The sequence below is a fragment of the Vibrio sp. YT-19(2023) genome, from assembly GCF_033337395.1.
This window is the reverse complement of the sequence record NZ_JAWOQN010000018.1, coordinates 44,535-56,501: the sequence shown is the minus strand read 5'-3', so window position 1 is coordinate 56,501 and position 11,967 is coordinate 44,535. Positions and strand designations below refer to the sequence as shown.

At 43.6% G+C, this 11,967-nt stretch carries 12 protein-coding genes; 2 read left to right on the top strand and 10 right to left on the bottom strand.

Annotated elements, in window-relative coordinates:
• Positions 1–97 precede the first annotated feature (97 nt).
• The 5 genes from R7E78_RS14705 to R7E78_RS14685 all read right to left on the bottom strand — a co-directional run bounded on the left by R7E78_RS14705 (position 98) and on the right by R7E78_RS14685 (position 5,075).
• Entirely contained in the window at positions 98–709 is a 612-nt protein-coding gene (locus R7E78_RS14705) for a CDP-alcohol phosphatidyltransferase family protein (RefSeq protein ID WP_047100743.1), read from the bottom strand.
• Positions 702–1,349, bottom strand: coding sequence for an ATP-binding cassette domain-containing protein (locus tag R7E78_RS14700; protein WP_042522013.1), 648 nt, complete (start codon positions 1,347–1,349; stop codon positions 702–704). The genes R7E78_RS14705 and R7E78_RS14700 overlap by 8 nt, the downstream gene beginning before the upstream one ends.
• Positions 1,315–3,024, bottom strand: coding sequence for a thiamine ABC transporter permease (locus tag R7E78_RS14695; RefSeq protein WP_318057994.1), 1,710 nt, complete (start codon positions 3,022–3,024; stop codon positions 1,315–1,317). Before R7E78_RS14695 ends, R7E78_RS14700 begins: the two co-directional genes overlap by 35 nt.
• A 9-nt stretch (positions 3,025–3,033) precedes the next feature.
• Positions 3,034–4,194, bottom strand: coding sequence for an ABC transporter substrate-binding protein (locus R7E78_RS14690; RefSeq protein ID WP_005378079.1), 1,161 nt, complete (start codon positions 4,192–4,194; stop codon positions 3,034–3,036).
• 434 nt (positions 4,195–4,628) lie between these two features.
• Positions 4,629–5,075: an META domain-containing protein gene (locus R7E78_RS14685; RefSeq protein WP_005378077.1), complete on the bottom strand. Its 447-nt coding sequence runs from the start codon at positions 5,073–5,075 to the stop codon at positions 4,629–4,631.
• 184 nt (positions 5,076–5,259) lie between these two features.
• Between R7E78_RS14685 and R7E78_RS14680 the strand changes: the two genes are divergently transcribed.
• Complete coding sequence (locus R7E78_RS14680) at positions 5,260–5,508, top strand: DUF1289 domain-containing protein (protein WP_005378062.1); 249 nt, start codon at positions 5,260–5,262, stop codon at positions 5,506–5,508.
• A 135-nt stretch (positions 5,509–5,643) separates the two neighbouring features.
• On the opposite strand, the gene R7E78_RS14675 is transcribed toward R7E78_RS14680, so the two are convergent.
• Entirely contained in the window at positions 5,644–5,865 is a 222-nt protein-coding gene (locus tag R7E78_RS14675; RefSeq protein WP_005386686.1) for a hypothetical protein, read from the bottom strand.
• 415 nt (positions 5,866–6,280) lie between these two features.
• Positions 6,281–7,969, bottom strand: a complete 1,689-nt coding sequence (ushA, locus tag R7E78_RS14670) for a bifunctional UDP-sugar hydrolase/5'-nucleotidase UshA (protein WP_258489344.1) — start codon at positions 7,967–7,969, stop codon at positions 6,281–6,283.
• Between the two features lie 752 nt (positions 7,970–8,721).
• Here ushA and R7E78_RS14665 point away from each other — a divergent pair.
• On the top strand, positions 8,722–9,237 hold the full coding sequence (locus R7E78_RS14665) for a GNAT family N-acetyltransferase (RefSeq protein ID WP_017634886.1): 516 nt from the start codon (positions 8,722–8,724) through the stop codon (positions 9,235–9,237).
• Between the two features lie 147 nt (positions 9,238–9,384).
• Here R7E78_RS14665 and rplY read toward each other — a convergent pair whose 3' ends face one another.
• The 3 genes from rplY to R7E78_RS14650 form a co-directional block, all read right to left on the bottom strand.
• Positions 9,385–9,663 (bottom strand): 50S ribosomal protein L25, encoded by a 279-nt coding sequence (rplY, locus tag R7E78_RS14660; RefSeq protein WP_005378066.1) that lies wholly within the window; start codon positions 9,661–9,663, stop codon positions 9,385–9,387.
• Positions 9,664–9,947: 284 nt separating this feature from the next.
• The gene (locus R7E78_RS14655) at positions 9,948–11,297 is read right to left on the bottom strand and encodes an ATP-binding protein (protein WP_005378071.1); all 1,350 of its coding nucleotides are present in this window, start codon (positions 11,295–11,297) and stop codon (positions 9,948–9,950) included.
• Positions 11,287–11,946: a response regulator transcription factor gene (locus R7E78_RS14650; RefSeq protein WP_238952273.1), complete on the bottom strand. Its 660-nt coding sequence runs from the start codon at positions 11,944–11,946 to the stop codon at positions 11,287–11,289. Before R7E78_RS14650 ends, R7E78_RS14655 begins: the two co-directional genes overlap by 11 nt.
• Positions 11,947–11,967: the final 21 nt, after the last annotated feature.

The following is an 11,967-nucleotide window of genomic DNA, read 5'->3' as shown; positions in this document are numbered from 1 at the left end:
AAAGAGTATATACCCCAATTTAACCTGCGTTTTGGTGCTTTATAAAACAGTGGCTTAGCGGCCTGTCCCTTAAGGAAACGCGATTGTCTAAGCAGTATTAATGATCGTTAAGCGTATGAAACCCTGAATAAATACGTGTAAAAGTAGTAAACCAGCATGCCGCGCCAAAGATATACGCGATGACGGCAAAGTGTTGCGGTAGCAAACAAAATAAAACCAAGCAGCCAATGGTTTCTGTACCTTCGGTTAAGCCGCTCATGTAGTAAAGCGACTTGTTTTTATATACCGGATTATCGATGCCTTGTTTTCCTGCCATGATGGCAAAAGCCAAAAAGCTGCTACCAGTGCCGATGAAGGAAAAAATCAAAAATGCGCCTGCAACGGCATTGTGCTCTGGGTTGGCAAGCACAAAGCCAAAAGGAATCAACGAATAGAACAAAAAATCTAAGCTGATATCAAGAAAGCCACCCGCATCGGTAATGCCTTGAATCCTTGCCAGTGCACCGTCTAACCCATCACAGATTCTGTTCAGCAAAATAAACAGCAACGCCAACAAGTACTGTTCGGTGATCAAAGCCGGCAGGGCAAAACAGCCAAGCACAAAACCAAATACTGTCGTCTGATTTGCGGTGATGCCACATTTATCGATATATGTCGCACTGAGTGCCAGCGGTTTGCGGATGAGCTTTATACTCAGGCTATCAAGCATGATTTGTCTCCCACGGCCAGTTTAGGCAGCGGCTGCCATCAGGAATATCATCTTCATCGTGCGTTACCATCAAAGTAGGGATGTTCGCTTGCTGCAATTGTTCGACCACCCAATTGCGAAATTGTACACGCAGGTCTTTATCCAACTTGCTATAGGGCTCATCAAGTAGCGCAACTTTCGGCTTTGCTAGCAGCATACGAGTCAATGAGATACGGGCGCGTTGCCCTCCCGAAATTTGGTCAGGAAAGGACTCTGCTAGTTTGGTCAATGAAATGTTCTTCAGTGCTTGCATGGCGTGAGCTTTACGCTCTTCACCTTTGATTGAGTTTGGTAGCGCGAAGGCAAGGTTCTCCCACACCGTTAAATGAGGGAAGAGCAAATCTTCTTGGAACAGAATACCGACCTGACGCTTATGGGCAGGGAGGGCATCCAACTTTTCGTTATCAAGCGTAATGGATCCAGAGTAGTTGAACTCGGCGGATAGGTGCCCGGCAATGGCATCCAACAAAGTGGATTTACCACAACCGCTAGGCCCCATCAGGGTAACGATTTCACCTTTTTCAACGGTCATATTGAACGCCGAGAAAAGCGCGTCGCCATTGGTTTTACGGATGGCGAGGTTTTCGAGACAAAGACTCATTCAGTAGTAAACCTTTTATAGACAAGCGGCGATACTTCCTGTGCAAGTGGCTAAGCAGTATCGCAAAAGAGAAGAACAAGAATGGCAGCAGAGCTTGCCAAATAGCGTAAATAGCGGTGACACGTCGGTCAAAACCACTGGATAGTGCAACGGCTTCGGTTGTGATGGTGCTAATGCGCCCAGCCCCTAGCACCAATGTCGGTAGGTATTGCGCCAGACTTACGCTAATACCGATAGCCCATGCGAATGCAATCGCAGGCAGGAGGATTGGTAGTTTCACTTTTAACCAAGCTTGCATCGGTGATTTACCCAAGCTGAGAGCGACACGAGTTAACCCATTGTCGAAGCTGCTCCACGGACCGTCTAGCGAGAGGTAAATAAATGGGAACGCAAAGAATACATGCGCCCAGCATACCCAAAAGAAATACGCGTTACTGTTTAAGTACAGTGTTACCACTTGCATACCGAATAGCACGGATAGCTGAGGAATCAGCATCGGGATGGCGATGATGTAACCGGGCACCTGCCAGCGATAACGGAGACGATACTCATGTGCTATTAAAGCAAGAACTAGCGCGACAGTCGCGCTGATCAGGGCGATTGACATACTTTGTTCTAGAGTCCCTAGAATACTGTGCCATTCGTATTCCCAAAAACGCAGGCTGTAACGGCTTGGGAGCAAATCTGGAAAGCGCCAACGTTGGGCAAAGCTCCACAGCACCATGAGTGGAATCATTAGAAGTGCAAGTAGAGCAATCAGTGAAAATAGGGTTTTACCGGGTAAACGAAACCCGTTTCGACCAGAGTACTGCCAGCGTTTGAAGCCTTTGGTAATACACCATTCCATTAAGCGTGCAAATCCAATCAAAACGCTAGCGATCGCAAACAGTATTACTGCGCCAGCGGCAGCTCTTGGTAGGAGCGATAAATCTGGATCGTTAAACCATTGCCATACCAAAACCGCGAACGTCGGTGGGTTGGTAGGGCCAATAATCAGGGCGACATCGACAACGGACAAACTGTAAGCCAATACCGCCAGCATTGGGAAACGAAGTTTTGCTAACCATTGCGGAAATACGCATTTCCACCACGTTTGCGCGGAACTGTAGCCCATCGAGTGACTGACTTTTTCAACCTTATCGACTTTCAATTGCTGAAGGATCGGAATACTCATCAACAATAAAAACGGCACTTCTTTAATCGCAAGCATGATGACCAAACCGAGTGCATGTGGGTCTTTAATCAGCAATGCTAAGTCATTCACCGTTTGTGCATTCGGGTCGTAACCAAACAGTTGGTTGAGAACACGAACGCCCATACCAGTTGGGGCAAACAAGAACGCAAAGCCAATTGCAAACGCGACGTGCGGCATAGCGAGAAGTGGGGAAAGGCTAACTTCAATTTTTCGCCAAAACTTGCTGCCCCAAGACGCCTGTAGAATGGCAAACGTGATGAAGCAAGCCAAGTAGCTACTGAAAATGGCGGAGTAGAAAGTAAGCCCGATGGATGTCCAAACACCTTCCCAATCAAAGACGGCATTGAAGCCATCAAAAGAAAAGTGGTGTAGACCGATAGGAGGTACATAACCGAGCGCAGAGACCACCACTCCAAGTAGTCCCGGAATGGTAGGCAAAATACAAACTGCGATAATGACTAAATACAGCGCTCTTAACATGGATTCTTACTAATTCCCGTAGCGTTTCAACCATTCTTTTTCCAACGCCGCTTGCCAACTTGGATGTGGCTCAGCGATAGATTTGAATTGTTGAGTGTTTTTGGCCGAACCAGTTAGGTATTGGTTGCTTAGTACCGAAGGGTCGCCCCAGATGTTTAGGTTACCTTTGCGAGACTGTGCTTCAGGGCTCAATAAAAAGTTTATCGCAACTTGTGCACCAGCACTGGCATTTGCGTTCCAAGGAATCGCTAAAAAGTGGATATTTGAGAGTGCTCCTGCGTCCATTGCGTACGCTTTGGTGCTCTCTGCAAGATTACCGCTCGACTGCGCAGAGAAAACCGCGTTCGGGTTAAAGGTAATCGCCAGGTCAGTCTGACCATCATCTAGTAGCTGAAGGGTTTCTGCTGTACCGCCTGGAAACTGCTTACCACCGCGCCAAGCGACTTTATGGAACTCATCTAGATAAGACCACAGCGGTTGAGTGACTTGTTCAAACGTGTCATCGGTAACTGGTTGTTGCAGCTCAGGGGCGTTGTTAGACAGTTCAATGAGTAATGCTTTGATAAAGCTTGTGCCATGAAACTCTGGTGGTCGAGGGTAAGTCAGGCGATTCGGGAACGCTTTTGCATAGCTCAGCATTTCTGAGAATGATTTTGGAGGGTTATGGAGGGTTTGCTCGTCATGGATAAACACTAATTGTCCTACTCCCCAAGGTGCTTCTAGACCTTCTGTTGGCTCGGAGAAGTCCACATCAATTGGTAGAGATTTATCCACATATTGCCAGCTTGGCAAACCTTCGACAAAAGGACCAAATAGCAATTGGTTATCCTTCATTGATTTGAAGTTTTCGCCATTGATCCAAACCATATCAACACTACCACCGCTGTTTTTGCCTGCCGCTTTTTCTGCGATAAGTCGAGTAGTGGTCTCAGAAATATCAGTTACTTTAACGTGGTTTAGCGTCACGTTATAACGTGATTTTAGCTCTCTACTCGCCCACTGTATGTAGCGATTAATTTCTTGGCTCCCGCCCCAAGCATGAAAGTAGACGGATTGCCCGTCGGCTTGCTGTTCGATTTTTTGCCATTCGCTATTCACTGATGAATCGGCAAAAGAAGGTGTCGCAAAAGTCGTGGCTAAAATGCCAATGCTGCTGAGTAGCTTTTTCATATCTATTCCGTGTTATGTCTTTTGGTGCTTGCTTTCGTTTCTATTGATGTTTTCGCAAGTCGTTCCGCTCTGTTACAAGGATAGTAATTCATCTCTCTCTATTATCAATGCCAATCCCAAACGGAATCACTCATTGATTCAAAGAATTACTCTCAATGTGAAGCAAAACGAAGAAAGGACAAATTTGGTGTCATTTAGGAGCGGACCGTTTGTTTGAGGATATTCTTTCAAGTAATTGAAAATTATTGTCCCCAGAGATATGAATAGGTTGTTTTACAGAGCAAAATTGATGTCTAAAGCATGGAATTGAGGGCGAAAAGAGAAAGAAAGTTGGCCATTTAAATGACTTTAGCATGCATGACTAACGATTCATCGATATAAAAAAGCAGCCGTCTGGCTGCTTTCAAAATACTATTTGGTTTACTTAGTTGGGATTAGTTTACCCAGTCACGTAGTGTAAACGTCAATTCGTGATCGGCACTTTTCAGAACAAGACCATCTTTAGTTAGCGTGATATCGCTCCAGTTAGATAGTGTTTGTGTCATTGCGTTTTCGATCTTCATTTGATCTTCCATACACATCTTCATGGTCATGCCCATTTTTTCGATGCGTAGTTGGTTGTTTTTCAGCTCGGCTTGACCGAAGAAGTTGTTACAACCTGCGTTGCCGTTTGCGGTTAGATTTTCACCGATTTCTAGGCGAGCAGCTTTTTGGTGTTCGTCTAGAACGATATTTTTGCCATCAACTTGAACAAGTTCCCAGTTGTGGTGCTGCAAATCTTGAGCCGTTATTTCTTTCACATCATCACCGTTGCTAGCACAAGCAGTCATAAGAACAGGGAGAGAGATTGCTGTAACTAACGTTTTTAGGCTAAGCTTCATTTTATAGACTCCGTTTTTATAAACGCGGTAAGTATAAGTAATAAAACACTGTTTTTGTCAGCATAAGGTTATGGTTTCGTATGTTTTTGACATAACGAAGTATATAGCAGATTTTGTTGCTGACTAATCTTCTCATTATTTAAACTAGGCCAATACGCCCTAATATGGAAAGAGCGGTTTTAGTATGGAGCAACTGGAGTTTTTTACTGTCCCAAGCCCTTGTGTTGGAGTATGTACCTCCGATGAAAAAGGGTATTGCAAGGGGTGTATGAGAAAGAGAGAGGAAAGGTTTAATTGGCTTAACTTAACCCCCGCTCAGCAGTTGCACGTTATTAAGTTGTGTCGTCAAAGGTACAGAAGAAAGATGTTGGCGGGGAAGACGAAGCCAGAACAGCTTCAAGATGAGTCATCGCCTCAACAAGACTTATTCTAGAACTCTTGTTCAGTCTGTGGTGTTACGCCTTCGCTTTCGGTTCTGCTTAGGCTTTGACATATTCCCGGTCCTGCAAGGTGTCCTTTAAGAACCGGGAATCTCTTATCCATTTTCCCTATAAAGCGGTAATTGGCGTTATTTCATCGACCAACGGTCGCTAACCCAGCCTCCCGCTTGTTCGTCGAAGTGATTTCCTGAAAATCGATGATTGAATTCAACATCTAATTTACTTGTTGGGCGTTCATCCATGAGTTGATGAATGTATCTCGCCATAGGATCCGTACAAGCTTCACGCTCTCTACGGGTAACTACTTCTTTGATCATTTGGAGTCTGTAGCTATTGCTGGCTCGTTTCATTTTTGACCTCCAGAACTCGATGGCAGCAGTTTGAACACATTGACGTCCAGATCGCTGCTCATTAGTGTGCGCGTGGAGGCACATCACCATCGTTTGAAGTCCAAAGACAAATTGTTTGAGAGCAGTGTTTGTAACGCCATTCACATCTTTCTCAGAATCATTGACTGTGCGATTAAAAATGTTTCGCGAAATTTAGCCGATGAACCTGCATATTTAAAAGACCTTATCAAACATAGAAGCCCAACACAGGGGCGTCAATAACACAAATGAACAATTTTTGAACATATTGTGAAGGTGGCGAGTTTTCAGTAATTTATCGAAAATAAAAAACCGAAGCACAAAGCTTCGGTTTTGAGGAAAGCCCTGACGAAATTGCTTGTAAAAGCTCTTAGTGCCAGGGGTAAGGTGTTGAGTATTAGCTACCAGATGCAGGACAGCCTTTTACTGGTTGGCCATTACTGAAGTACTTGATGTTCTCTAAGTTCTTGTTGTAGTTATCCGCAGAGATTTGTTGGTTGTTTACGAAGAACTCGCGCAAAACATATGCATCGGTTAGCTGTGTAGATTGAACATCGATGATTGGATAGTTATCGCCACCAGCAGCACTGAAGCTGATTACAGAGAATGTGTACGTTGCGTCTAGATCGAAGCCTTTATTGTTAATATCGGTAATGGTTACTGAGCCAGCATCACAATTTACATCTAAAGTGATGTTATCTAGTTGAGCGTAAGCACCAGAGCCTGCAGATTTCGTCGCAACCACATCTAAGTATTCTTTAACTTCTTTACCTGTCATAGTTGCTTTAGTCACGAAGTTACCAAATGGCTGAACCGTTAGTACGTCACGGTAAGTGATATCACCATCTTGGATTGAATCACGCACGCCGCCAGAGTTCATCACACCAAAGTCAGCATTTACCGTTTTGTAAGTACGGTATGCCTCGCCGAGTAGGTGACCTAGGTTAGTTTGTTGAGAGCGAACTACGTTACGATCACCTTCTAACTTACCCGTCGTATTAGAAATCTTCTCATCTAATAACTCTTGACCTTGTTGTTGGTATGGCAGTAGTAACGCTTTTACCGTTGCATCTTGTTGAATTCGTTCACCGATAACTTCATCGTTTTCGTCTAGAAGGTTTACAGGAATCAGTGCGTAATTCGCTAAGTGAAGCTTGCCGTCGTAGTATTCGAAGTCTGCACGACCCACATATTTACCCCACTCATGCGCTTGCATAATCCAAGTGCCTTTTTGTTGGTCTGGGGCACAATCATCCCCAGGTTTGAAATCAGCATACTCATTGGTACCTGGTTCCATACATACAGGGTTTTGTGAGTGACCACCGATGATAGCGTTTAGCTGTCCTTCTTCAAGAGAGCGAGCGAGTTTCACGTCACCTGGTGCTTCACTACCGTTTTTACCATCTTCGTAGTGACCCATGTGCGTCGTTGCAAATACTAGGTCTACCTTTTCGTTCTCTTCGATTTCCTTCAGTACCTTTTTGATTTCTACTTGAGGGTCTTCGAAGTGGATGTTTGATACGTTGTCTGGATTGACTAGCTTCGCAGTGTCTTGCGTTGTTAGACCAATAACAGCGATCTTAAGGCCGTTGATAGTAAATACTTTGTAAGGGTCGAAGTAACGCTCGTTTGTATCTTTTTTATAGATATTCGCAGCCAGCATAGGGAAGTCAGCTAGCTCGGCTTGCATATCGAGAATATCTAGTGAGTTATCAAATTCGTGGTTACCGACAGCCATTGCATCGTAACCAAGTAGGTTCATCCCTACGAAGTCTGGAACCGCATCTTGCATGTCTGATTCTGGTACACCGGTATTAATATCACCGCCAGATAGCAGAATGGTTTCACCGCCTTTTGCTTCGACTTCTGCGCGGATAGATTCGATTAAAGTGTGACGCGCAGCCATGCCGTATTCGCCGTCGCTGTTATGCCAAAAGCGACCATGGTTATCGTTAGTGTGGAGAACGGTGAACTTAGTACAAGAATCTGCAGTCTCGCAGGTTACTGGAGAATTGTCGCTGTCTGAGCCGCATCCTGCTAGCGCAGCGCCCACTGCCACTACCAAAAGAGATTTGGAAAACTTCATAAGGGATCCTTTCTTTGTGATTTTGTTATTGTTACGGCGTGAAATATACGGAATTAATGTGAAACTTTAGTGATCTATCTCTTATTTATACTTCTATCGGAGAAATGAATTAATAAGCCTGCAAACTACGTCTATAAATAAACAGAATTGGTATTTAGTATTTATTTTATATCGCTAGCTCTATTTTTTGTGAGGTAGTTAATTGAATGTGTGTTGTTTGTGTGAATCAATGCGCATTTTTACGAAGTATTACGCTGATTTTGGTGATTATTTTGCCAAGTTTATGTTTTTCCTAATAGGTATGACACAAATCGTTATAAATTTTCGCTCTGATGATGAGGGGTGGCGGTTTGTATGCATAATGAACAGCACAGAGCTTAAACTCATTTGATCATGGCTTTATTCTGCCAAACTCTATCAAAAATTGTATTTATCTCTTTACTATAATTGCGATCGTTTAGAAACGTTATGCTTTAAGCATCGTTTATTTATCCTCATCCGATACCTTATCGTGCTTATTCCGCATTTGACACTCGAGTGTTTAAACAAATAGATTCAACCTAATGAGTCAAAATGAAAAGTAAATAATGGATCGTTCTTCTTCGAATATTATGATGTGAACTATCATTTAATTAATGAAAATGAAATGGATTAATGTAAAGCGTTGCGACTGTAGCCGTTATCTTTGAGCTTTGGTTTAAAGGGTAGGGTTAAAAGAATTTGTAAGTGGTGAACGCTAATAAAGGATGCTTATGAGATACACAGTAAGGGACGCACTCAAAAAGGAAGCAGCCCAAATCGCCAAGATACACGTTGATTCTTGGCAGGTGGCGTATAAAGGATTAATGCCAAAGAGCTACATAGAGCAGTTTACGATTGAGCGTCGAGAAAGGATGTGGGCACGAGTGATGACGGAGCAACTGGCCCAATTGATCGTAGTTGAGAGGCAAGGAGAAATTGTTGGCTTTTTAAGTTACGAGTTACCTAACCACACCAGCGAAGATAAAACGGCATTAGTGACATGTTGCTACGTTACGCCGCTACATTATGGGCAAGGAGCAGGAAGTGCACTGTTAGATGAGTTAGAGACACGTTTGCTCTCTACGTCAGTTATGCAGATCAGTTTGAAAGCACTGGATACTAATCAACAGGGGCTTAACTTTTACAAGAAGTGTGGTTTTGTGCGTACTGGAGAGGAAGAGTCGGAAGTGATTGAGAGTATGACGCTGACCGATCTCACTTTAGTGAAGTATATTGCCCGCTCATAAATCAAATGCTATATGCCAAATATAGTAAAACCCCGGAGGTGGTAAGACTCCGGGGTTTTGAAATTTTTTAGATGTCTCGGTTGGTAAGTCCGATTATCTTTTATGCAAAAGGTTTGGATTTAATCCGATTAATTCCTTGGTAGGGAATTAGATACGGATGAAGTCCATGTGTTCAACTTTTGGCTTGAACGCGTGACGTTGAACGTCTTGTGGCTTAACTTTAACTTCTTTGCCATCGATAACTAGAACGATGCCTTCGTAGAATTCAGGCTTGTCCATTTGGTTTACGATGTCGTCGTGGTTAAGAACGATAGCTACTGCTGCTTCTTCACCGCCGTATACAACTGCAGGGAATTTGCCAGCGTGACGTAGGCGGCGGCTCGCACCTTTACCTAGTTCAGTACGTACTACTGCTTCGAATTTCATAGTATTTACTCTCAAATTAGTAAAAATCAAATGTTCACAATCAACAATGCGACCTTGTTGTTCGTGGTAAAGCTTGAAACAGGAACTGTTCAAGCGAGCGCGGATACTATCATTCCACTTATAAATGGGCAACCCAAATCGTATCCAAATCAACAAAAAGGTATGATTTAGCGGGGTGGAAGGCTATCCCTTTTAACGCTTTGCTTGGATTTTGTTCACATCGACTTCATTTTCATCGGTTTACTGATCATGGTCCGAAAAACAAAGTTTATGTGTTATATGCTTTATGTTCGGCTGAGATGTAAGACTAAAGATGCTTTTAATCCACCTAAAGCGCTTGTATCCAATGTTAATTGACCTCGGTAACTGTGTGCCATTTCACTGACTATGTTTAGACCAAGACCTGAGCCAGGGGTTGTTTCATCCAATCTAACTCCTCTCTTGATTACTTGACTCAGTTTCTCTTTAGGGATGCCTGGCCCATCATCTTCAATAATGATGTGTATATTTTCCTTATCCTGAGAGGAGTGCACACGAATCATGCTGTTGGCCCACTTATAGCCATTTTCTAGCAAGTTACCTAGCATTTCATCGAGATCGGTCTGCTCTACTGCTACATTCAGCTCTGAATCAAGTTCATTAATTAAGGTAATGCTTCGGCTCGCATACACTTTATCAAACGCCATTGAGATAGCATCCACACGATCTGCTGGGTTCGACTTCACTGATAATATGTTCATCGATCCGGCCATACGGGCACGACCCAAATGGTAATCGATATGGTCTTGTATTTGATTGATTGGAGCTCGGAGACGGGATTGTGCCTCAGGTTCTAACGTCTGAACTTCATTTTTTAGAACAGAAAGTGGCGTTTTAAGTGCATGAGATAGGTTACCTGCATGATTGCGAGCTCTCTCTAGTAATTCTTGGTAATGGAACAGCAGAGCGTTGAGGTCGAAGATTAGAGGAGAAATCTCTTTTGGGTAGGTTTCTTCTAGACTCTTTTTATTACCAGACTTCAGCTCGGCTAATTCTTTTTGTAGCTTTGTAAGCGGACTCAATGACCAAGCAATTTGCAGTAAAATGACGGTAAGTACGCCCGCGAATAATAAACCCAAAATAAGCCAAAGTTGGCCGATTAACGTTTGAAGGGTATTTTTAATGGGCTCTTCGTCAATACCAATAATAATGTGAATAGGACCATCGTAATCAGGAAGATACAGTGCTTTTTCTAGCGTAATTAGTTTTTCGCCTCTTGCTCCATACGCATCTTTATCCAAACCTTTGTATTCGATTTTTTTGTCCCACAACGAACGAGAACGTTCGAGGCTTGCCTCTGTAGAGGCACTCCAATACAAACCACTGTAAGGTCGGTTAAATCGAGGGTCTGATAGCTGAGCTGCGAGTGAAAGATGCCCGGTGTTATCGACTTCTAACTGTGCTGCGACTTCATCCATAAAAATGCTGAGCTGTGAGCGAGTGTCATCAACCATATAGTTGTAGACCTGCGTCGGTATCGTCACACCAGCGGCGAGGATCATTGCCGTTAACCAAACGATCGCCGCTAAAACGAGGCGACTTTTGATACTCAGTCGTTTTATTGCGTTCAACGGTAGCCTGTTTCTATTCGGCATTTAATTGGTATCCCAACCCTCGGACAGTTTTGATGATCTTTGGTGCGATTTTTTTGCGAATTCGGCCGATAAAAACTTCGATTGTGTTGGAGTCACGATCAAAGTCTTGTTTGTAAATGTGCTCGACGAGTTCGGTTCGAGAAATCACTTTTTCCGGGTTATGCATAAAGTAAGCGACCACTTTATACTCTAGCGCCGTCAAGCTTATCGCTTGACCTTGCCACATGACTTTAGAAGTGCGTGTATCCAAGCTCAAGTCGCCAATTTGCATCACAGGAGAGGCATTACCAGAGGCTCTTCGAAGCTGTGCACGAATACGAGCGATAAGCTCAACCATTTCAAATGGTTTAGTTAGGTAATCGTCTGCACCTGCGTTTAAGCCTTCAACTCGCTGCGTTAGGGTGTCGCGAGCGCTTAGAATCACGACAGGAGTATTAATGTTTTCATCTCTGATGCCTTTTAGGACGGTAAGACCATCCAGTTTTGGCAAGCCGAGGTCAAGAACAATGGCGTCCCATTCTTCCGAAGTCGCGCGATACAGAGCGTCTATGCCATCTTGGGACAATTCTGGTACCCAGCCGGTACTTTCTAATGTTTCGATGATTTGCTCGCCTAAACGAGGATCATCTTCAACAACAAGTATTTTCATATTGATGATTCTTATTATGTT

Excerpts from the sequence above, each read along its gene's own strand:
- R7E78_RS14705 (WP_047100743.1), bottom strand. The coding sequence starts at position 709 with ATGCTTGATAGCCTGAGTATAAAGCTCATCCGCAAACCGCTGGCACTC.
- R7E78_RS14700 (WP_042522013.1), bottom strand. The coding sequence starts at position 1,349 with ATGAGTCTTTGTCTCGAAAACCTCGCCATCCGTAAAACCAATGGCGAC.
- R7E78_RS14695 (WP_318057994.1), bottom strand. The coding sequence starts at position 3,024 with ATGTTAAGAGCGCTGTATTTAGTCATTATCGCAGTTTGTATTTTGCCT.
- R7E78_RS14690 (WP_005378079.1), bottom strand. The coding sequence starts at position 4,194 with ATGAAAAAGCTACTCAGCAGCATTGGCATTTTAGCCACGACTTTTGCG.
- R7E78_RS14685 (WP_005378077.1), bottom strand. The coding sequence starts at position 5,075 with ATGAAGCTTAGCCTAAAAACGTTAGTTACAGCAATCTCTCTCCCTGTT.
- R7E78_RS14680 (WP_005378062.1), top strand. The coding sequence starts at position 5,260 with ATGGAGCAACTGGAGTTTTTTACTGTCCCAAGCCCTTGTGTTGGAGTA.
- R7E78_RS14675 (WP_005386686.1), bottom strand. The coding sequence starts at position 5,865 with ATGAAACGAGCCAGCAATAGCTACAGACTCCAAATGATCAAAGAAGTA.
- ushA (WP_258489344.1), bottom strand. The coding sequence starts at position 7,969 with ATGAAGTTTTCCAAATCTCTTTTGGTAGTGGCAGTGGGCGCTGCGCTA.
- R7E78_RS14665 (WP_017634886.1), top strand. The coding sequence starts at position 8,722 with ATGAGATACACAGTAAGGGACGCACTCAAAAAGGAAGCAGCCCAAATC.
- rplY (WP_005378066.1), bottom strand. The coding sequence starts at position 9,663 with ATGAAATTCGAAGCAGTAGTACGTACTGAACTAGGTAAAGGTGCGAGC.
- R7E78_RS14655 (WP_005378071.1), bottom strand. The coding sequence starts at position 11,297 with ATGCCGAATAGAAACAGGCTACCGTTGAACGCAATAAAACGACTGAGT.
- R7E78_RS14650 (WP_238952273.1), bottom strand. The coding sequence starts at position 11,946 with ATGAAAATACTTGTTGTTGAAGATGATCCTCGTTTAGGCGAGCAAATC.